This window comes from Halopiger aswanensis, assembly GCF_003610195.1.
GTDB classification, from domain to species: Archaea; Halobacteriota; Halobacteria; order Halobacteriales; family Natrialbaceae; genus Halopiger; species Halopiger aswanensis.
In genome coordinates, this window is the sequence record NZ_RAPO01000001.1 from 1,096,862 (window position 1) to 1,117,530 (window position 20,669).

A 20,669-nucleotide genomic window follows, 5' to 3' on the forward strand; every position below is an offset into this window, starting at 1 on the left:
TCAATTCATCTGCCGATCCTCGATTTCGAGAAATCCCTCGGCCCGCATTTGACGCTCCCATTGAGCAAACACGAACGCATTCCAAAGGAAGCGTTCGTAATCCCGCGATCCAGTTACATGTTCTCGATGAATTTCGAGAATACGCTGGGAATCGAGCAATTCAGTTTCCAATCCTGTAATCGATTCCTCGAATTCGTCAGCGAGCTCATTCTTGAACCATTCACCGATAGGCATGTCGAACCCTTGCTTTTCCCTATTGAGGATCGAATTAGGTAATAAATCGTCGAACGCTGCTTTCAGCACTCGTTTTCTCGATCGGCGAGTGATTTTGTATTCAGTGGGTAGTCCGAGTGCATAGTTGACTACGGATTGGTCGAGGAAGGGGACCCTCACTTCCAGCGAATTCAACATGCTCGCCGTATCGACCTTTTGGAGCATCTGGTTCGGAAGTCCAAACCGCATGTCGACGGCAAGGATCCGACTGAGCGAGTCCTGGCGTTCTTTGGGAAGGGCATTGCGGGCGTCTTCGTGGGCGTCACGAAACGCCGAAAGACCATCTTTTTCAGGAATATATCCCGTATATACGTCATCAATACTATCGTCCGAACGACGGACCAGTTGGTAGTGACGTTCGGCAGTTTCGTCAGCGTTCGTTGCCACGAACCGCTGCCCTTTCCGAATCATTTCACCGAATTCGTTCGAACGGGTTGCAGGGAGCGACTCGAGTGCTGGTTTGATCAGTGACGTTCGTAGCGTTCGGGGAATCTTTCGATAGTATGATGAATAGTACTCGCCTACGTACCGGTTGTATCCGGCAAAGAGTTCGTCGGCACCGTCACCGGAAAGTGTAACAGTTACTTCATCGCTTGCTCGATTCGAAACGATGTACGTCGGCAGAAGTGAGGGATCACCGAACGGCTGTCCCAGTTTAGATACGACGTGAGGGATTGACTCCCGAATTGTCTCCGGTGACACCGTAAACTCATGATGATCAGTGTCGTGATATTCAGCTACTGTGCGGGCAAACGAGGACTCGTCGAAGAGTTCTTCTCCGAACCGAACTGAGAAGGTCTGTACAGGATCAGACGAGAGTTCCGACATTAGACCAACAATGATCGTCGAATCGATTCCCCCACTCAGGAATGCTCCGAGCGGGACGTCACTCATCAACCGTTTTTCGACGGCCGCAGTCATCCGCTCTCGTAGTTCAGTTGTCGCGGTATCAAACGACACATCTCGCGGCTGAATAGTTTTCCCCGTGAATTCCCGCGACTTACTATCACTGTCCTCGATCGTGTACAACTGGCCAGGCAGGAGACTTCGAACGTTCTCGAAAACCGTGTTTGGTGCGGGGATGTAACCTAGTGCAAAGTATTGTGATATTGCGTTTTTATCCAGTGGACCTTGATCAATCGGTGATGCGAGGAGAGATCGTAACTCCGACCCAAACGCTACGTGGTCACCATCGTCACCGACGAACAATGGTTTGATCCCTCTCGGATCGCGTGCAAGCAGTAAGCGTTCATCGTCACGATCCCAGAGCGCGAAGGCGAACATTCCCTCGAGTCGGTCGACGAACGCGTCACCTTCTTCTTCGTACAGATGGACGAGTACTTCAGTATCCGTGTCAGTACTGAATCGATGCCCATCGCGGACGAGCGATTCTCGAAGTTCAGTGTAGTTGTAGATCTCGCCGTTGAAAATGACGGCAATAGATTCGTCTTCATTGAAAATCGGCTGTCGGCCGGATTCGATCCCAATAATGCTCAGTCGACGGTGTGCGAGACCGACCGGCTCCTCTCGAAAATATCCTTCTTCGTTAGGGCCGCGATGTTTGACACATTCATTCATTCTCTCCAACGTCGAGGATGATGGTAGATTCCCTTCCGAGTATACACCAGAGATCCCACACATTAGTAATCTATACAGCCAATTCCATCCATATAAGTCACGTTATTGGGTATAGTGACAGGTTTAGATGATGAAGTTAAAGCCTCAATCATGAGCAGGCATATCTCTCTAATAATTTGATCAAATCTGCCTTGAACCTTACTCAAGATACCCAAGTTCTCGAAGGTGATCCTCAATCATTTCTTCGTCTTCGATACCGGTTACATCCTCTCGACGACGTTGTTCCATTTCGTCGAGATGCTCATCTAGAATATCAGATAATTCCTGATAGATAGTAGACACGTTATTCGATTGATCCTGTAATGGATCTTCTTTCGGATTATCGTTCGTGTTAACAAGGATCTCTCCTTCTTCATTATGTCTCATGAGTTTCCATTCATCAGCACGACGGACCCCAACGTGATCTCTGTCGAGTTCGGGTTTGACATCGACGAATACGTGCTCTCGTTCATCAACGGTACCGTCTTCCGTTGGTAAGATGTTATGGCCATCCCACCCAGTTGGTTGATCTATTCCTAGTGCCTCGAGGATCGTCGGCGGCAAGTCCACGAGTCCAATCTGATCGTCGATCACATCTGTTCCCAGATCAGGTCCAGAGATAGCACACGGAACGTGGATCACCTCTTCCCAGAATTGTTGAGGGTGGCCACCGAGTCCGTGTTCACCGTGCATTTCTCCGTGATCGGCTGTGAAGACGATCAATGTTTCTTCTAAAACAGATTTAGGAAGCGAATCAAAAAGACGCTCTAGCTGATCGTCAAGGTACGTACACTCTGCCTTGTATAGTCGCCGCTGAAGTTTCCACTCATCGTCAGACAACTCGTCCGGATGGTGCGTTGCCTTCCGAGCGAGTTCCTGTGTTCGTCGCCGAGAGACCGGGTCATCAAGATACTTACGTTGATACTCATCCGGAGCTTCATATGGCGCGTGGACGTCCATTGGATGAAGCCAGGCAAACCACTCCTCATCCTGATTATCAACCCAGTCAAGTAATCGATTAACTAGGATTTCAGCGCGAACAAATCGCGTTTCTCTACCGCTGACATTCACAAGGAGGTCGTCGATGAGGTGATAACTTCGAAGGAGACTCTGGTAGAGGAGCCCATCATGGTCAAGCCGCTCTCGAACTACCTGTTTGATCCGTTTTTCAGACGAGGTCGCATTTGCATCGTACATCGACTCCATCCCGCGGTCGTAGTTGTAATCACTGCTGGCGAAGCGATTGTCAGTAAATCCTGCAGTCGCATATCCTTCTTTGTTCAGCGCTTCGGCGAGTGTTGGGCGTGGATCATTCTCATCAGGAATTCCGAACCCATCAGTCCCTCCTGAATAGCGGCCTGCCAGTAGCGATGGAAATGACCATGGCGTTCCTGGTCCATTCGCGTAACATCGCGTATATTCAAGCCCGTCATTAGCAAAATCATGGATAGTTGGCATCACACTCTTTGTAACATGATCTGCTCTAAGTGCATCAACAGTGATGTAGAGGACATTCATCACAGGAGTTAAGCAAAAGTAATTTTAAAAGGCTGTCTTTTTTGGTTTGATAAGTACCACACAGATGAACAGAACTATCATATAGACATATGTTTGAACCTATTATACAATGACCTGAGATAGTCATAGGATATTATTGAATAATATATCGGATGTCCCCCAAATAAGGAAATGATGTATAATGCATAAGGAAGAATATATTCTGAATCTACTTTTATAGCTTTCCGGAACTCACGAGCTGCTAGGGGTGAATTTTTCTCTCTTGCGTATAATACACCAAGAGAACAATATTGTGCAGATATCGTTGAGGAAGGTAATATGTCTGCATGTTTCTCGACTAGTCTTTCGAATCCTTTCTGTTTTCGTTCTGGTGATGTTGTGATCCTATCATTATCCAGATGTCTAATAACATAAGTTTTATCAGTATATCTTATTTTCTTATTTTTGAGTGTCCTAATATAAAAATCATAGTCTTGCGAAGCAGGAAGGGATTCATCTAATAGACCTATTTTATCAAAGATTGATGCGCATACCGTTATAGTTGAAAATCCTCCAATAACATTTCCATTTTTAATATCATTAAGTTGTATTTCTTCTTTAGGTGGTTCATCGACTGTGAGTAGATTATCACCTTTATATTTATACTCGGGAATACATACACCTGCAAATTCTGATGAAAGTGTATCCAAACATGATATTGTCCTACTTAAATTATCACTCGGATACTCGTCATCAGAGTCCAAGAACGATATGTATTCTCCTCTAGATTTGAGTATTCCTTTATTCCGTGCAGCATTCGCCCCATTTTTCCTATCATTCACAACATATTTAACCCGTTCATCGTTATATGATTCAACGACACTTTGAGTATTGTCTGTAGATCCATCATCAACAACAATTAACTCAAATTTGTCAAACGATTGGTTAATTATACTATTGATTGCTCTTGGTAATACATCTGCTCTATTATATGTGGGTATGATAACTGAAACTTTTGGCTGCTTACTCATCATTTGAACACATCCTCTTGGTACATAAATAAGATCGCTATTTCTTAAACAAACCTTCGGATACACACATCAAAGAAACACTCATAAAGAATATTCTATTCCCTGCAATATCTAGCGAGAATGATGCAGCCAGGAAACAATATACCGGAAAAGATATGATAAATGATTTTTTTGTTGGGCTAATTGCTTTCCTAGATACATAGAGTCTCCCTAAACATATTAGGACAAATATAGTTACTAGACATAATCCAATGATTCCAAACTCAACTAAGATTTCGAGTATAATATTGTGTGGATATGCATTGTGCTCAGCATAAAACCCGCCCACTCCGTGACCAATAATTGGTGATTCCTTCCACATGTCGTATGCATATGACCAGAGTTGGAGTCTTCTCTGAAGAGAAAACCCTATCCCCTCCAGCTTCAGTAGTTCGATCGATCTCCTAATACCCGGTATTTTTTCGATAAGGTTAGGGAATTGCAGAAGCATCAAACCGGTACCTATACCTGCTACAAAGCCAGTTTTTATAAAATCACGTAGGGTCTGTCCTATCCTTAATTTCATAAACATTGATTCTTGCGACAATACAACCAGCCAGAAGCCGATTGCACCGATTAATGCGACTAAAGGCCCACGACTGCCTGCTATAAGTAGGGCGGAAATTTTTGTAAAGAATATGATTAAAAGTAAGATTCTCTTATATCTTCTCTGTGTTTGAGACAACAAATATACTGCTACGAGTCCACCAATACCGACTAATCTACCCGGAAGTATATGATTAGAACCTGCGAATCTAAAAGAGGGACCGTCAAATGGATATTGGTAGAAAATAATACAAGTCATCACTATTGATGATATGAATATCACTTTCAGGAATCTTTTGAGCCTTTCTTCAGAGCTTCCGATAATAAGTACAAAACCAAAAACAGCCCAGGCAGATATCGACCAAAAACGGAATGTTTTAAATATGGCATGACTACCTCCAGGAGACCAAAATAAAGAAATTGTTAACCAAACTGAGAGTATTGAATATGAAACCAATAAGAGGAAAGATATTGCTGTCCACTGCCATTCATCTTTCAACCATAGGAAGAATGCCCACCCAACCGTCATAATTGCCATAACACCAGTCATATTTATAGGCAATACGTTGAATACCTCATGATTATTGTATAATCCTGCAAATAAGAAAAGAAAGAAAAAAGCTTCGAAGCTAATTATATTCTTTAAAAATGAAATCCAATTATTATCAACCATTGCTTACATGATGTGCGGTTCTGACTAAGTACCTTTTGCTCTGTAGAGCGCTACTATATTCTATTCCTATGTCAGTAGCAGTTTTCCAGTACTTGGTAGACACCGCGTCGCTAATGAGGTCTGTAATTCAAGGTAATACAGTTATTATACAATCATATCATCTAAATCATAACTATAGCAGATATAAAGTATATTCTGATCTCGATGGATGATCGTCCAGGCGGAAGAGATAGCCATCGTCGAGTACCTCCCAAATGATGTTACTTAGAACTGATGAGTCGCGGACTTTTCCAACGTCGATGTCCTCCATGCCGAGCAGCACGGCAACCAAGAACTGTTGGCCGTGAATGGGTATCGGGCTTGGTCGTCTTTCACCGGTTGGTCGTTCTCCTCGGCGTATATCACGTTCAACGATATCCACATAGCGTTGTATACGAACGCCATATTGGCAATGAACTCCCGCTGCCTCCGTAGCTCGCTCGCGGACTTCGCGGTGAAATCATGTTTCATCAGTCGGTATACAGTCTCTATCGTCCATCTCTGCTGGTACCGTCCTCCGATTTCCAAACCACCGAACTCCTCCGGATCGAGGTTCGTGTAGTGCACCTCCCAATTCCCTCGTCCTCGATTCCCGTCTCAGTCTGTTCGATCTGCTTTTTCGAGGGCATCGTGATCAGCCACGACTCCGCCTCACCCTTAAAGACGACCTTATCAAGGCAGACGTCGTCCCCTGCTGCGTTGTAGTCCATGTCGTAGTGGATGACACCCTCCTTCAGGTTGTCAGTGATCGCTGGCGGTCGGGTGCGCAGTCGGCTGATGAACTTTAGGCCGTGTTCTTCGAGACAGTCGTGCATTCCGCGGCCGTAGAACCACCATCATACAGACGATATCGGGCTAGACGTATGCTTCGTGTACGTCAGCATCTCGTCTATCTGGTGCTCGATGTTCCCGCGCCGCTGGATGCCCTCCGCCGCCATCACCAAGGCATCTTGACATTAACGAGGCTGATACTGGTGATTTGAAACGCAAAGGACGAACCAGTCTTCTGGTCCATGCCTTCGACACCGATGGGCTGGTCCTCGTGCGAAATGTCGTCGCGGTCGAGCCGCTTCCTGTACTCGTCCCCAGAAAAGTGAAATAATACTTTTGATTTATAAGCCGACTTCAATCACAGCTGTCTGATAATTTCGGTTCTTAGTGCTTTCACTCGTACTGCGTTGAGCGAAAAGCCGCTTCAAGTTTTTCTGCTTCCTTCTCTATATTGAACTCAGCTGCTACTTTCTCGCGTGCGCGCTCTGCGTATGCTGTCCACTCTGAACCGGCTTCAAGTAACGAAACTATCGCCTTGCTTGTCGCTTCCGGGTTTCGCGGTTCTGTCAAGAGGCCATTTTGTTCGTGATCGATTAACTCGGGAATTCCGGAGACGGTGGTAGATACCGGAGGTGTTTTCATCGCCATTGCTTCCATCAACGCAACCGGGATCCCGTCTCGATCACCTGACTCTGCAACCACACAAGGTAACAAAAAGCAGCGAGCCTCGTCAAGTTCGGTGACTAACCGTTGATCGTTGACGTTATCAAGAAAAACTACATTTTCCTCAATTCCTAACTGTTCAACCATTTGAACGAGGTCTGATTCCAGATTACCGGATCCAATGATATGATATTCAAGTTCAGGTATCTCTTCAGTTGCAATCTTGACTGCTTTAAGCGCGTATGGGAACCCCTTCTTTTCTACGAATCGAGAGATTGTCAAGACCCTGTTTGGTTTTGTTGCTTCCGTTGGCGCGAATTTTCCGGGTCTGATTCCGGCCCGGACGATATCAATTGGCGTGTTCGGTGCGAACTGTTCTTGGATATAATCTTTGTTATATTCAGAAATTGTTATGATTCTATTGGCTTGTTGGAGCAGGCTGGTCGTGTATGAATCGACTGGTTCCTTGTAGAGACCGGATGCATGCGTCGTAATGGTAAAGGGGACCTGATAGTATTCCGATGCGTATTGGGCTCCGAACTTTGAGAGGCCTGCAAAATGTGAATGAAAATGATCTGGTTGCCAACCAAGGGAATCAACAAATTTGATGCACTCTTTAGCCCAGAACAGATTTGCGGCGTGGTACTTTGGTGAGGCGCGATAGAATGTGTTTTTGAGAATACGAGGATGTAGTGCTTTCGTTGAGAAGATTTCTGTCACATCTGCGAACGATGGTCTAGGGATATAGTTGATTGGGATATTCAGATCATTGAATTCTTCGTGAACAATGTTTTCGTCAGGTTTATTCAACGCGCAAACTGCGACGTTGTGCCCGTTTTGTTCCAACTCGTAGATCTCGTTGAGTACAAAGCTTTCTGAGAGTTTAGGGAAGTGACCGAGGTAATAGACAATATTCATGCTGGTTCTGTTTGACTGGTGGCTCACATCTATTGAAAGTAATTGATTTCAGATGACATCACCCTAGCTATATACCTAGAACTTCTTTGATGTATTCTCCTCCCAAGTCAACTTTGAACACCGTGGAGTAATAGTCTTGATTCCTCTAGGGCTTCTCCATGTTTGCCCTTGTACTATGCTATCTTACCAGACTGTGATGGCATAGCTAACTATGCGTTCTAAGAGACCATAAACTCAAATCAAGAGTCTGACTTCCCACAGCACGCTTCGCTGGCCGAACTAGCAATCTGTCACGTGTTCTCTTGATGCATTTTGTCGTTCACGCGATTTATTGGTAGATCGCTTCAAACTCCTCACTAGGCGGTGCTTGATGATAAAACGAGGATTATTTGATAATGGGCAAAGAACGCTGGTATGAGTGATTGAACTACTTCGAACTGTCTACGAACGTCTTACTGCGGGCGGGTCAACAGCGGAACAAGCCATACAGAGCGGTATCTGGGTGGCTGGAATCAATGTTGCCGACCGTATCTTGCAACTTCTCAAGGTCGTCATTCTCGCTCGATTGCTTTCACCGGCCGCATTCGGCCTTCTCGGAATCGCGCTGCTTGCAATTGCGGCACTCCGGCAATTCTCGAAACTCGGGTTTGATGAGGCGTTGATACAACACGAAGACGACGACGTAGACGCCTACCTGAACACCGCTTGGGTAATGAAGATTATCCGTGGGCTCGGAATCGCACTCGTCGCGTTTCTCGCAGCTCCATATCTCGCGGTGTTTTTCGGCGAGCCGCAAGCAGAGCCGATTATCCGTGTCGTTGGTATCTCCCCATTGATTTTGAGTTTACAGAATCCGGCAGTGATGTACTTCCAAAAGAATCTCAACTTCCACAAGGAGTTCGTGTATCAGGTTGGGGGTCGATTGGTGGATCTCACCGTCGCTGTCGTTATCGCGCTCATCTTCCGTAGCGTTTGGGCTCTCGTGGCTGGCATCGTAGCGATGAATTTCGTAAAGTTTGTGATCTCCTACGGTATTCACGAATACCGCCCCAATATCGAGTTTAACCTCGCGTATGGAAAGGAAATGTTTGGCTTCGGAAAATGGTTGCTTGTGTCGGCAATCCTCGTTTTCCTCTACGGACAGGGGGACGATGCGTTCGTTGGCTGGTTCTTTGCAGCGAGTTCGCTTGGCGTCTACCAATTAGCATATCGGTTCTCAAATGCCCCCGCGACTGAGGTCACACACGTTATTTCACGCGTAGCGTTTCCGACACTGTCGAAGGTTCAGAATGATACCGAGAAACTACGTGAGGGATTTCGGAGGGCTGTCCAGTTATCAACAACCGTGGCTTTTCCGATGGCAGCCGGTATAGCTGCTGTCGCCCCTCAGTTCGTTCCTGTAGTTCTTGGTGATCAATGGCGGGCAGCCATACCGGTGATGCAGGTTCTAGCAGTCTGGGGTGGGATTCGTGCGTTTGGAGCAAATGTCGGACCTGTTTATAAATCGATAGGGCGGCCAGACATTGAAGCACGGATACAGGCACTCAAAGTTGTCACTATAATAATTCTAATTTATCCTGCTGCAGAGTGGTTTGGGCTTCCCGGTGTTGCTTCTGCTATTGTGATGAGTTCAACCATATCACTTCCACTTCACTTCCATTATGTTTTGTCAATCACTCAGGGACAAGCTATTGAGTTGCTCAAACTAATAGTATATCCATTGGTGAGTAGCATCGGCATGGCTGGCAGTGTTATAGTGCTAGATACCTACGTTCTCGTAGGAACAAGCATGCTCAATCTCGTATCTCTTATAATATTGGGCATTATACTCTATTTTGCTCTAATGATCTTCTTTGAATATATACTTGATGCAGAATTTACGCAACTATATCACTTAGTGGTGCAGAGGATCTAGATAAATTACCACTGATTAGCTCCCTAACACTTTTGGAACAGTACTCTCAAGGATATTCGCACAGAAAGTTCACCATGGACATTCTAATAACGGACTACTATTGTGCGTCAAATCGCGGTGATGCCGCGATTCTTGAAGGAGTCTATCAATCGTTAGAAGAGGTATATCCTGACGCCGATGTGACAATAATGTCGGAAAACCCTCAAGCTGCAGAATTAGTTCATGGGATCAATGCAGAACCACAGGTGCTAACAGGATTCCAATGGAGAATATCAAAAAAGAACGCTGTACGAGCATATCTATCTTTGATTAGCCCGTTTTTTAACCAGGGTGTGGTTCCACCCGGATTTGACTATATTAAGAATAGAGGGAACCTACAACCGTATCTTGATGCCGACTTGGTTATTTCTACAGGAGGGCAATTCTTGACTGACGTTTACTTTCCAGGGAAAGTGGGGATTCTTTGGGAACATTATTTCCTCAGCCAATTAAATACGCCCGTTGTCATATACGCCCAGACGCTTGGGCCGTTTAATCGTCAACCGTACCGCCGGATGACAAAATCAGTCCTTGATAAAACTAAGCTGATAATCACACGTGATCAAAAGTCAAAAAAGATGATAGAGGATCTGGGTGTATCTACCCCAGTTTATTTCACAGCAGATCCAGCGTTTTCAATGTCGCTCCAAACGGATAGAGAATCTATTCTGAATGTCTTGGGTACGTCAGATACACTGCCTGATGAAAATGAGTTTACAGTAAGTATCTCCGTTAGAGAGTGGAGTCATACCGATGCAGGCATAAGCGTAGATGACTACGCTCAGACTATTGCAGATATTGCTGACTGGTTAGTCAAAGAAAAGAACATAAACGTCGTATTTGCTTCAACCTGTACCGGCTTAGCAGGATATCATAAAGATGATCGGCTTATGGCGGGACAAGTTGTTAATCATATGGAACACGGACAACGAGACGAAGTACAGATTCTCGCCGGTGAATATACACCGCAAGACCTGGTTAAGATTTACGAACAGATGGACTTACACATCGGAATGCGGATGCATTCTAACATTTTAGCTATGATGGCAGAAACTCCGATTGTAGCAATCCAGTATCAGTTCAAGACTGAAGGATTGATGGAACAGTTCGGCCTGCTAGACTATATGATTGATATTAATGATGTCAATGAAGAATCTCTTCGCCAGATCGTAGACAATGCGCTCTCCAACCGCTCTTCTATTACGAAAACGATTCGGTCAGAACTTCCAGTTGTTCAAAATAAGTCCAGTCAATCAGCGCAACTTGTTAAGGACCACGTGGAGTCCGCAGAGGAGTATAAATGATATTGCGAAGCAAGTGTTAGTGACTATACGCCAGTTTTATAATGAATAGATCTCACTGTTCAAGAGTCCGTTTTAGTGAAGTGGGTTAAGGAAGCCAGATTCATCTCCACCTCAAGAAAGCACTCCCACTAATGTTCTATATGAGACTGTAGACAGAATCTTTTTTGGACTCGGTCTTTTAGAAAACGACAAAAATTACAGAATTGTTCGCTTTTGTTTGCAAATCCAAATATTTCAACCACCAAAAGCTACCCCCCTTATAAAGCGATCAGGCCAGCTGGGACCGATCAAACAAATTCGAACATTTCGCGGCTACGACCAGACCAGACTGCCACAATATATGATACTGATACCTAGGCAGTACAGGTCGATAAAGCGGTCATAGCTGTTTTCTCCGATGCTGGCTTACGGTAAGCGCAGTCGGCACGCTGGACCACTGAAATTACATTTGGTAGAGGAACTCACAAACAGTTGCACATGCTGTTCTTACAGTGTTTTTATACCGACAGTCCAACTATCACCGTAACTGATCAACTGTGGCTCCTAACCTATACAGAAACAAGAGGTCAGTGATATACTACCATCGTCAAGTGCCTACAGGTGTACATCAATTCGAATACCAACCCGACTTTCTGAAAGGTGAGCAGGTTTTATTCACCCCAAATGTCCTTTCCGGGAATATAATCTCAACGCATTCGAGGGCGACATCGTCATCCCGACGAACACCACGATACCCTCGGAGACGAACTGCGCGCCATTGTCTGCGACTATAGTCCGAAATTAGATAGATTTACCGAAGACGCGACTGAATTACTCGGCAAGAACCACCGAAAGAAGGACCAACCCACGAACCTGAGTTTGAGAAGCCATGACCAATTACCGAGGACTGGAAGAGATTCTCGGATTGATTTTAGGTGAAGATTTTACAGCAGCCTGTCTTGCGTTAATCTTCCCTGATACTGAATTAATCTTGTTGCTATCCCGATCCTGACGATATACACCGCCGCCTATCGGTCTGGAATTTGACTTGACTACTCGAGATCGGCAGCCACGATGATCTAGCCGAGACAGCTGCGAGTCTACTGCGCGAGATAGAGATACATAAAATGACTGAAAACATGTAAGCGGGAAAATATAGCTATCTTTCTCTAAGCTGATTCATAACAGAGGAACTGGAATTTTCCTCGGAACCTAATAATATATGTACTATCATCGGCTTGTCTCAGGTAATAATGTCTGACGAAAACGATATTGGTGTTTTGTACATCGCAACGGGAGAGCAATACATCAAAGAAGCTGAAATATCCGTACAATCGCTTAAACGCCATAATGATATCCCTGCAGCAATTCGGACAGACAACTTAGAAGAAGTTAATGAAAATCTTTTTGAGATAATATTACCAGCAAGAAGGACTGATGGAGATTTCGGAGATTCGATTATATCAATTGAGGATACACCATTTCAAAGAACAATATTTCTTGATTCAGATACATATGTTTGCGATAACATTAATGGTTTAATCGATGCCTTAGACCGATTTGATCTACTCGCCGCACACAACCCAGGGAGTCGGAACTCAAAAAAGCGCGGTGGGTATATTGCAGATGCACCAGACACCTTCCCCCTATATAATACTGGTGTAATGTCATTTAAATCAAATAAGAAGGTTAAATCATTATTTAATGATTGGGAGAAAATATATGAGAAGAACAAAAAAGAAATAAAATTGAACCTAAACCAACCAGCGTTCAGGGAAGCCTTGTACAAGAGTGATGTCGCAATTGGGACGATCCCCTCAGAATATAATCTAAGAGTGCATGACCAAGGGTCAGTTGGATTTGCATCCGATAAAGTCCGGATTGTACACGGTAGGCATCCGATGGGACTAGACGTGATTGCCGATCATCTCAACAAAAAAACCGGTATGAGAGTATACACGTCGAAAAAATGGCCGATCGAAGTTATTGGACGTCGGCCATCCTACCGATTTATAGTCAATTCATTTATTAGAGAAGAGGGGAATGAAGGTGGACTGCGAGAACGATTTGAACGGTCTGTGAGAGAAAAAGGGCTAGTCAAGACTCTTTGGGAAGCCTTTAAGTGGAAGTCAAACTCGGGATGAGACGAAATTCCGTTACGGTAGCGGTCTACAATGTTGGATATAGTATTAATTCTAGCCTGGTATTTTCCGATCAAATACGGATCAGTCATACATCAGACTGCGCCTGCTCAGGACACGTCCCGTTCTCACCACAGGTGTGGCACTCTGTGGACGTTTTCTGGAAATTTACCGTTGAAACTGGAGTACCGAATTTCTCAGCCTTGTATTGAATTTGTGTGGAGTTTGGTAAACGCCTATCCGTAAGGAGTGGGTTCATAACACGCCATAGTCTATGTCCTCGCGAATGTATTGGAGTTTTTCTAGCACGGGGCTTTTCAGTGGATGATGTGGTCAAACACGCCATAGGCTGTCGCTATACTCAACAGCTATTCAATTACTTCTGAGCCGTTAGAGACGGTGATTGGTCCTGAAGCACGTTTTCGGAAGTCACTGTAGATGTTGGGAGCGATATGGATGTTGCGCTCGTCACGGTGGCATATCTGGCTAAGTCGGTATCCCGATGTCAACCAACCGCGTCCGCTTTGCGTCGGATTTCGACCGTACTTCGACTTCTCTATACGCTTTGATATGCTCATACTACGCCCCGTCACATTCTAGGTTCCGACCCGAACCCGTCTCGGCGTCACCTGTGTGTTCTGCCGAACCCGTGACCAACCCCCTAGAAGTCCGGTGATTTAATCAGGGCGTGTAATACCGAAGATGCGTGCATATAGCGGTTTTACCGTCCCTGTGGAGATTACTTCGAGTGTAGTGTTTCGATTACTAGCACTAGAGTCCAAGACCAGTGTAGAATTTGAGTGTGGATGGTACCGTCTAGTTAGCGCAGTTTGAGGAACGGGCGGATTGGAGAGTGAGTTTGGAACGATGCTTGCAAACCTGTTAGCGAGTGCTACGCGGCAGAATTTGATGAAGCGTGGGATGAGAACGAGAGCAGACAGGACACCTATCAGGACGTTCGATGGCGATGAGGATGTTATATTGGACTTCCCCCTCTATTATGACCTTCCGTCTCCCAAGTACGTGCATGAACGACCGACGACTCGGCGAGACAGGCCTGCAGGTCTCACCGCTGTGTTTCGGGACGTGGCGATTCGGGAAGGAACAAGACGGCGTCGTCGAGACGGGCCGCGAGGAAGCCCATGAACTGCTCGAAGCCTTCGCGGAACGTGGCGGCAACTTCATCGACACGGCCAACGGCTACGGCGACGGCGACTCCGAGCGGTGGATCGGCGAGTGGCTCGCGGACCGCGACCGCGAAGACTTCGTGATCGCGTCGAAGTGCTACTGGTCGACGGTCTCTCGGTTCCAGGAAAACCTCTCCCGGAAGAACGTCCGTGCGGAGGTCGAAGGCTCGCTCGACCGGTTGGGGACGGACTACCTCGACATCCTGTACCTGCACCGGTTCGACGACGAGACGCCGATCGAGACCACGCTGCGAACGATTGACGACCTCGTCTCCGAGGGGAAGGTCCACTACGTCGGTATCTCGACCTGTGACGCCTGGAAGCTCACGAAGGGCCTCTGGAAGGCCGACGTAAACAACTACGAGGCCTTCAGCGTCACGCAACCCCTGTTTCACGCTGCCTACTACGAGGACGTCGCGGAGTACCTCGATGTGTGTGCCGATCAGAACCTCGCGGTCTGTCCGTACTCACCGCTGGCTGGCGGGTTTCTCACCGGAAAGTACGAGCGCGTCGGCGACGGGACCTACGACCTAGACGCGCCGGAGGGGACCCGTGCGGAGCTGTCCGATCGATTCACGGACTTCTACGTCTCCGAACGGGGATGGCACGTTCTCGACGCCGTCCGCGAGGTCGCCGACGAGGTCGATGCGACGCCTGCCCAGGTTGCGCTCCGGTGGCTCATGGACCAGCCCGACTTCGACTGCGTGCCGATCATCGGCGCCCGCACCGTTGACCAGCTCAAGGAGAACCTCGGCGCCGTCGACATCTCGCTCACGGACGAACAGTTCGATCGCATCTTCGACGCCCGCTACGACGAGAACGGGAAACTCTACAAGACGAACGCCTGAGACGATCAACGCGCTCGCGCCAGCTGGCCAGCCTTATTGCGTCCAGTATCGGCCTAGAACAGGAACCGTTCTTCGAGATCGGTCGGAAGAATCACCTCGAGCTCACCATGCGACTCGTACTCGTGAAGCAGTTCGACCAGCCGCTCGAAGGCCTCGAGGTCCTCGCCCTCGAGCTGGTGATACATCACTGACGTGATCCCGCGCTGTTCGGCTGTCCGCTCGAGTACGGTCTCGAGGCGGTCAACGCTCGGTTCACTGATCCGGGACGCAAGCCTGGTGTTCGTAGTGTATCCCTGTACCGGACGGCCACCGGCAAAGCCGATCGCGTGGTGCTCGTCGACGAGTTCGAGCGTCGTCGCGTCGTACCGCCCGTACGGATAGGCGAAATACTCGGCTCCGTCTTCGAATCCCCGTTCGATGAGCCACTGTTTGCCCTCGCGGATCTCGGCCGCCTGTTCGGCAATGTTGAGTTCGGGGAGCCGTCCGTGACTACGAGTGTGATTCCCGATACACCAGCCGGCGTCGTCGAGTTCGTATAGCTGGTCGGTCGTGAGCCACTGCTCGCCACTGTCGATCGAGTCGGGGTTGACGAACGTCGCCGCAGGATAGCCGCATTCCTCGAGAATCGGTAAGGCTTCGGTGTAGTCGGTGGCGCTGCCGTCGTCGAACTGGATCATCACCGCTCCCGTCTCCGGACGGGGCGTAACGTGGAAGTCGTCGAACCACACGGTCCGCGTGTCCCCCTCGGCCGTCCAGAGCTGAATGTGAACCTCGGAAACACTCGTGGCATCGAATCCCGTATCGAGCGCTTCGATACCGAAGTTGTATCGCATCAGCGGGAGTTCACCACCGACACCGCGTCGGTAGTCGATCGAATTGCCCTCCGTGTCGACCAACCGCACCCAGGGGACGACGACGTCGTCCGCCGCGACTGCGACACCGGGGACGACGTCAGCGAGGTCACGCGGTTCTGCGAACGTCTTCGTGAGTCGCGTCGCCCCTCGGGCTGCCGGAACTTCGACCCGCGCGCTCTGGGAGCCGACGACGGCCCGGTTTGGATCTGCCGTCAGGGTCCCGCCCGTGATGTCCCACGTCTCGAGATTCTCGAAGTCGTCGTGGGTGCCGGCTTCGGCCGGCTGATCGACCGCAGTCTCGTCGGTCGAGGATCCACCCTCCTCGTCAGGTAGCGCCGCTCGAGTGTCGTCAGGTGGCAATGTCGAATCATCGGTACTGTCGCGGTCCGTATTGGTAGAACGCGAGGCAATACAACCCGCGACACCGGCTACGGCCGACGCTGTTATCGAGAGATAGGTCCGTCGCCTCATTACCATCGAAATAGATCAAATTCTGCTATTGTTATGACTACAATATTATTCAGTAACTGAATGGGTTCGAAATCTCTGAGCACGAAGCCCAATTAGCCCGAGCGACGAGTGGGAATCTGAGACGGCACCCGACGAATGCATCCGTTGTTCAACTTTAGAAACCCCTTCAGGAGTTACGATGACTAACTCACTCGAGACTGCCAGCAGTTAGCCTTCGAGGACCGTTCAGATCCCCGCAAAAGCCGACTAATGTCGGCTAACCGCCGACTACGTTCTACACCCAATCATCGTCGTCAAAGCAGCCGGTCCCTTACTAACTGCCGGTCTCGCGAACGCAGCGCAACGGTGGCGCTCCGTATTCCGTTGCTTCCGCGCTTGGTTCGCTGGCTCGGCCCCGTCGGTATTGCCGCAGGTATCTGTTACTGGTCGCTCGTAACGACCCCGCCGACGATCTCTCCGGTTGGGTTCGAGTGGGGAGCCGCGGCTGTCACTGGCGTCGCAACGAGTAGTGTTGGAGTCCTACTCGACCCCACCGCTGTACCACAATCGTATTTTCAGCACGGCATCGCCTACGCGCTTCTCGCACTTGCCCTCGCGTACGCCCTTGCCGACCGTGAGTCAAACATCATCAGGAAGGCGTTGGTAGTCATCGTTCTCGCAACGACTTACGGCACACTCATGGAGTTCGGACAGCTGTTCCGGCCCGAGCGCACCGCCTCCGTTACGGATGGGACGGTCAACGCGCTCGGCGCACTGACTGCACTGTGCTGGTACGAACTCGAGCGCCGTGTGGAGTTCGTATCGTTTGCGGAACTCCGCAGTCCAACCAGTCAGTAGAACAACAACAGCAGCCGCTCTCCGAACCCACTACGAGCCCGAAAACGGAACCACCAAGTAGCGGATTTGCGACCACGGAGACGAATGCGACGCGCAGTCCGGTTCGTAATGGCCGCCGTCTTTCTCACAGCCCTGCTCGGACTCTGCGTCCACTACGGGGCGACGTACGACGAGGGCTGGCCGCACCCGACCGGCGACCAACTGCGGGACGACTACGACGCGTACGTCGGCGAGCGCGTCCTGCTATTCGGCGAGGTCCGATCCGTCGACGCCGAATCGAGTTCCATCACGATCCACGTCACCGACTCCGCAGACGAGGTCGCGGCCGAACTCGAGATCCATGACTTCGAGAAGCCGGTCGAACCCGGCGGCGTCGTGCAGGTCTACGGCGTGCTCGAGGCGGATCGAACGATGACGCCGATCCAGACGATCGTCGTCAACGGCGGAACGACCGCCTTCTACTACAAGCTCGGCGCCTCCGTTACGGGCGTGCTCCTCGCAATCGGCTACTTCCTCGTCCACTGGCGACCGACTGTCCGAGGGTTCGGGTTCGAACCGCGGACCGACACGACCGCCCGACAAACAGTGAATGCCGACGATCCGACTGAGTCCACGGAGGCAGATTGCAATGGCTGATCTCCTCTCGCACGTCCTCGCCGCCTACGCCATTTTCACCATCGGAAGCTGGCGCCTCGAGTGGCTCACGAAACGGTGGGTGGCCGTCGCGATGATCGGCGCGCTCCTGCCCGATCTCAACCGCATCGGACTGTTCGTCACCGACGCGACCCTCGAAACGGTCCTGGACCTCCCGTTCAGTGTCGACGGGATCCACACGCTCGGCGGGGTCCTCGTTCTCGCGGGCGTCGGTTCGATGGTTGTGACGAGCCAGCACCGCCGGGCGTTCGGTATGCTACTTGGCGGAGCGCTCTCGCACCTTCTGATAGATGGGGTCAAAGCGTACGCCGACGGTGCTGCAGGCGCGTGGCTGTACCCGTTCACGTGGTATCGGCCGCCGACACCGAGCCTCTATATCTCGTCGGATCCGGCCGTCCTCGTCGTCACCGCTGTAGCCGCTGGACTCGTCCTGCTCTACGATCGTTTCTGGGTCGTCGATGGACGATCACTCCTGACGTAGCGCAACCGTCTCGAGTGAGCAGACCGCTACAGATTGTCGATTTACACGTCCTTGAGCCGATCTCGTTCGGAACCACAATTCCAATGACAAAAACAGCGTATATTGTAATGTCCTGATGGGCTGGTGAAATTATAACCGGGTCAGAGTGTAGTATATCCCGAACTGCAATTCCATCACGTTCTATATGTAATTATAAGATAATTTTATTTCCAGTGGCGATGTCCATCAGCATGTAATGTCGGACGATACCAGCATGCAAGATTACCTCGCACAGCACCCACGAATGATCGGCGTCCTGTTCACACTGTTTGTCCTCTTGAGTCAAACGGGCACAGTTGCGGCGGGGATCAGCAGTCAGGTCGGGCCGTAACAATTCGTGAAACGTACTAACGACTACTGAGTGTCATTTTCGTCGCGAAGGGGATTTCGGTTGGCGATTATAGAGATTTCGAGGCGAAAACCCACGGCTTTAGCCGTGGGATGAAGCCGACAACTGGGAGACTCACCACGCTCGAACGCTCGGACGGATATTCCACGCCGGTCATAATTTTCAATAGGATATTGCTCATAACTGGTTATGAATACAGTACGGATGTTGGAGACGACCCGTACCTATGTCGCACGCATCACGAACCACTCACAGGTTCGTGACGACCTCGACCAGTGCGGGTTCGCCGCGTCCAAACTGTGGAACGTCGGCCGCTACTACATCCAACAACGGTGGGCTGAAGACAGTGAGATACCCGACGAAGCCGAGCTGAAGTCGGAGTTAAAAGCCCACGAACGTTACAGTGACCTGCATTCTCAGTCAAGTCAGCGAGTTCTCGAAGAACTTGCTGAGGCGTTCAATGGGTGGTACAGCTCCGACGATGGCAACAACCCACCGGGCTATCGGAAACGTGGCGATCGACACCCACGCTCCACCGTGACGTGGAAACAGAAAGGCATCAAGCACGACGCCAAACACGGTCAAATCCGACTCTCGAAAGGCTGGAATCTGAAAGACGGACGGTCTGACTTCATCCTCGCCGAGTACGAAACCCGACCTGACGTAGAAGTCAAGAACATCCAGCAAGTGCGTGCCGTCTGGAACGGAGACGAATGGGAACTTCACCTCGTCTGCAAGAAAGAAATTCCCGTCGAAGACGCGCCCGGCGACAACACAGCAGGCATCGACCTTGGCATCAGCAACTACCTCGCCATCGACTACGAGGACGGCCCCTCGGAGTTGTATCCGGGGAACGTGCTGAAAGAGGACAAGCACTACTTCACCCGCGAGGAGTACCAGACCGAAGGCGAGAACGGACCATCAAAGCGTGCGTTGAAAGCTCGTCGGAAACTCTCCCGACGCAAAGACCACTTCCTCCACACTCTCAGCAAGCACATCGTTGAGCGGTGTCTCGAAGAAGATGTGACGAAGATCGCAGTTGGCGACCTCAGCGACATCCGCGAAGACGAAAACGGTGACTCGCGGAACTGGGGTCAGTCGGGGAATAAGAAATTGCACGGTTGGGAGTTCGACCGGTTCACGAACCTGCTCGAATACAAGGCCGAAGAACACGGTATCCTCGTTGACCGGGTGGACGAAGACAACACCTCGAAGACGTGTTCGTGTTGTGGGCAGATTCGAGACAGCAACCGCGTGGAGCGTGGTCTGTACGTCTGTGAGTCGTGCGAGACGACGATGAACGCCGATGTGAACGGTGCGGTGAATATCCGACGAAAGATAACTCAGAGTCCCCCGACCGGGGATATGAGTAACGGCTGGTTGGCCCAGCCCGGAGTCTTCCTGTTCGACCGCGAGAGCGGATGGTTCACACCGAGAGAACAGGGAGACTGCAAACCGTAATATCCCAACGCTCGGGAATCCCACCCCTTCAGGGGTGGGAGGA

The 20,669-nt window shown here is 49.5% G+C and carries 17 protein-coding genes; 9 read left to right on the forward strand and 8 right to left on the reverse strand.

Going from position 1 to position 20,669, the window contains the following annotated elements; all coding sequences use genetic code 11:
- The 6 genes from asnB to ATJ93_RS05320 form a co-directional block, all read right to left on the reverse strand.
- Window positions 1–1,914, reverse strand: a complete 1,914-nt coding sequence (gene asnB / locus ATJ93_RS05290) for an asparagine synthase (glutamine-hydrolyzing) (RefSeq protein WP_120243546.1) — start codon at window positions 1,912–1,914, stop codon at window positions 1–3.
- Window positions 1,915–2,049: 135 nt separating this feature from the next.
- Window positions 2,050–3,408 (reverse strand): sulfatase, encoded by a 1,359-nt coding sequence (locus ATJ93_RS05295; protein WP_120243547.1) that lies wholly within the window; start codon window positions 3,406–3,408, stop codon window positions 2,050–2,052.
- Window positions 3,409–3,485: 77 nt separating this feature from the next.
- Entirely contained in the window at window positions 3,486–4,418 is a 933-nt protein-coding gene (locus ATJ93_RS05300) for a glycosyltransferase family 2 protein (RefSeq protein ID WP_170155521.1), read from the reverse strand.
- Window positions 4,419–4,455: 37 nt separating this feature from the next.
- Window positions 4,456–5,676, reverse strand: coding sequence for an O-antigen ligase family protein (locus tag ATJ93_RS05305; protein ID WP_120243549.1), 1,221 nt, complete (start codon window positions 5,674–5,676; stop codon window positions 4,456–4,458).
- Window positions 5,677–6,203: 527 nt separating this feature from the next.
- Complete coding sequence (locus ATJ93_RS23520) at window positions 6,204–6,530, reverse strand: hypothetical protein (RefSeq protein ID WP_170155522.1); 327 nt, start codon at window positions 6,528–6,530, stop codon at window positions 6,204–6,206.
- A 349-nt stretch (window positions 6,531–6,879) separates the two neighbouring features.
- Window positions 6,880–8,067, reverse strand: coding sequence for a glycosyltransferase (locus ATJ93_RS05320; RefSeq protein ID WP_120243552.1), 1,188 nt, complete (start codon window positions 8,065–8,067; stop codon window positions 6,880–6,882).
- Between the two features lie 418 nt (window positions 8,068–8,485).
- On the opposite strand from ATJ93_RS05320, the gene ATJ93_RS05325 reads away from it, so the two are divergent.
- The 3 genes from ATJ93_RS05325 to ATJ93_RS05335 all read left to right on the forward strand — a co-directional run bounded on the left by ATJ93_RS05325 (window position 8,486) and on the right by ATJ93_RS05335 (window position 13,448).
- The gene (locus tag ATJ93_RS05325) at window positions 8,486–9,982 is read left to right on the forward strand and encodes a lipopolysaccharide biosynthesis protein (RefSeq protein ID WP_120243553.1); all 1,497 of its coding nucleotides are present in this window, start codon (window positions 8,486–8,488) and stop codon (window positions 9,980–9,982) included.
- A 74-nt stretch (window positions 9,983–10,056) separates the two neighbouring features.
- Window positions 10,057–11,325: a polysaccharide pyruvyl transferase family protein gene (locus ATJ93_RS05330; protein ID WP_120243554.1), complete on the forward strand. Its 1,269-nt coding sequence runs from the start codon at window positions 10,057–10,059 to the stop codon at window positions 11,323–11,325.
- Between the two features lie 1,232 nt (window positions 11,326–12,557).
- Entirely contained in the window at window positions 12,558–13,448 is an 891-nt protein-coding gene (locus ATJ93_RS05335; protein WP_120243555.1) for a putative nucleotide-diphospho-sugar transferase, read from the forward strand.
- An 85-nt stretch (window positions 13,449–13,533) separates the two neighbouring features.
- On the opposite strand, the gene ATJ93_RS24520 is transcribed toward ATJ93_RS05335, so the two are convergent.
- Window positions 13,534–13,791 carry a zinc ribbon domain-containing protein gene (locus ATJ93_RS24520; RefSeq protein WP_120243556.1) on the reverse strand — a complete coding sequence of 86 codons (258 nt, stop codon included), beginning with the start codon at window positions 13,789–13,791 and terminating at the stop codon, window positions 13,534–13,536.
- Window positions 13,792–14,472: 681 nt separating this feature from the next.
- Between ATJ93_RS24520 and ATJ93_RS05345 the strand changes: the two genes are divergently transcribed.
- Complete coding sequence (locus ATJ93_RS05345; RefSeq protein ID WP_120243557.1) at window positions 14,473–15,480, forward strand: aldo/keto reductase; 1,008 nt, start codon at window positions 14,473–14,475, stop codon at window positions 15,478–15,480.
- 53 nt (window positions 15,481–15,533) lie between these two features.
- Here ATJ93_RS05345 and ATJ93_RS05350 read toward each other — a convergent pair whose 3' ends face one another.
- Window positions 15,534–16,805, reverse strand: a complete 1,272-nt coding sequence (locus ATJ93_RS05350; protein WP_120243558.1) for a polysaccharide deacetylase family protein — start codon at window positions 16,803–16,805, stop codon at window positions 15,534–15,536.
- A gap of 375 nt (window positions 16,806–17,180) precedes the next feature.
- Here ATJ93_RS05350 and ATJ93_RS05355 point away from each other — a divergent pair, with 375 nt between their 5' ends.
- From ATJ93_RS05355 to ATJ93_RS05370, 5 genes are all read left to right on the forward strand, one after another.
- Window positions 17,181–17,642, forward strand: a complete 462-nt coding sequence (locus ATJ93_RS05355; RefSeq protein WP_147376630.1) for a VanZ family protein — start codon at window positions 17,181–17,183, stop codon at window positions 17,640–17,642.
- An 84-nt stretch (window positions 17,643–17,726) separates the two neighbouring features.
- Complete coding sequence (locus ATJ93_RS05360; RefSeq protein WP_120243560.1) at window positions 17,727–18,278, forward strand: DNA-binding protein; 552 nt, start codon at window positions 17,727–17,729, stop codon at window positions 18,276–18,278.
- Window positions 18,271–18,777, forward strand: coding sequence for a metal-dependent hydrolase (locus tag ATJ93_RS05365; RefSeq protein ID WP_120243561.1), 507 nt, complete (start codon window positions 18,271–18,273; stop codon window positions 18,775–18,777). Before ATJ93_RS05360 ends, ATJ93_RS05365 begins: the two co-directional genes overlap by 8 nt.
- A gap of 235 nt (window positions 18,778–19,012) precedes the next feature.
- Complete coding sequence (locus tag ATJ93_RS24655; RefSeq protein WP_013879825.1) at window positions 19,013–19,147, forward strand: DUF7503 family protein; 135 nt, start codon at window positions 19,013–19,015, stop codon at window positions 19,145–19,147.
- Window positions 19,148–19,369: 222 nt separating this feature from the next.
- A complete protein-coding gene (locus tag ATJ93_RS05370; protein ID WP_120243562.1) occupies window positions 19,370–20,626 on the forward strand; it encodes an RNA-guided endonuclease InsQ/TnpB family protein in 1,257 nt (418 codons plus the stop codon).
- The last annotated feature ends 43 nt before the right edge of the window (window positions 20,627–20,669 follow it).

Bases quoted from the DNA above. Each gene is read 5' to 3' on its own strand.
- ATJ93_RS05370 (WP_120243562.1), top strand. From the start codon at position 19,370: ATGTTGGAGACGACCCGTACCTATGTCGCACGCATCACGAACCACTCA.
- ATJ93_RS05305 (WP_120243549.1), bottom strand. From the start codon at position 5,676: ATGGTTGATAATAATTGGATTTCATTTTTAAAGAATATAATTAGCTTC.
- ATJ93_RS05335 (WP_120243555.1), top strand. From the start codon at position 12,558: ATGTCTGACGAAAACGATATTGGTGTTTTGTACATCGCAACGGGAGAG.
- ATJ93_RS24655 (WP_013879825.1), top strand. From the start codon at position 19,013: ATGTCGGACGATACCAGCATGCAAGATTACCTCGCACAGCACCCACGA.
- ATJ93_RS05300 (WP_170155521.1), bottom strand. From the start codon at position 4,418: ATGAGTAAGCAGCCAAAAGTTTCAGTTATCATACCCACATATAATAGA.
- ATJ93_RS05345 (WP_120243557.1), top strand. From the start codon at position 14,473: ATGAACGACCGACGACTCGGCGAGACAGGCCTGCAGGTCTCACCGCTG.
- ATJ93_RS05330 (WP_120243554.1), top strand. From the start codon at position 10,057: ATGGACATTCTAATAACGGACTACTATTGTGCGTCAAATCGCGGTGAT.
- ATJ93_RS05365 (WP_120243561.1), top strand. From the start codon at position 18,271: ATGGCTGATCTCCTCTCGCACGTCCTCGCCGCCTACGCCATTTTCACC.
- ATJ93_RS24520 (WP_120243556.1), bottom strand. From the start codon at position 13,791: ATGGCGTGTTTGACCACATCATCCACTGAAAAGCCCCGTGCTAGAAAA.
- ATJ93_RS05295 (WP_120243547.1), bottom strand. From the start codon at position 3,408: ATGAATGTCCTCTACATCACTGTTGATGCACTTAGAGCAGATCATGTT.
- ATJ93_RS05360 (WP_120243560.1), top strand. From the start codon at position 17,727: ATGCGACGCGCAGTCCGGTTCGTAATGGCCGCCGTCTTTCTCACAGCC.
- ATJ93_RS05350 (WP_120243558.1), bottom strand. From the start codon at position 16,805: ATGAGGCGACGGACCTATCTCTCGATAACAGCGTCGGCCGTAGCCGGT.
- asnB (WP_120243546.1), bottom strand. From the start codon at position 1,914: ATGTGTGGGATCTCTGGTGTATACTCGGAAGGGAATCTACCATCATCC.
- ATJ93_RS05320 (WP_120243552.1), bottom strand. From the start codon at position 8,067: ATGAATATTGTCTATTACCTCGGTCACTTCCCTAAACTCTCAGAAAGC.
- ATJ93_RS23520 (WP_170155522.1), bottom strand. From the start codon at position 6,530: ATGCACGACTGTCTCGAAGAACACGGCCTAAAGTTCATCAGCCGACTG.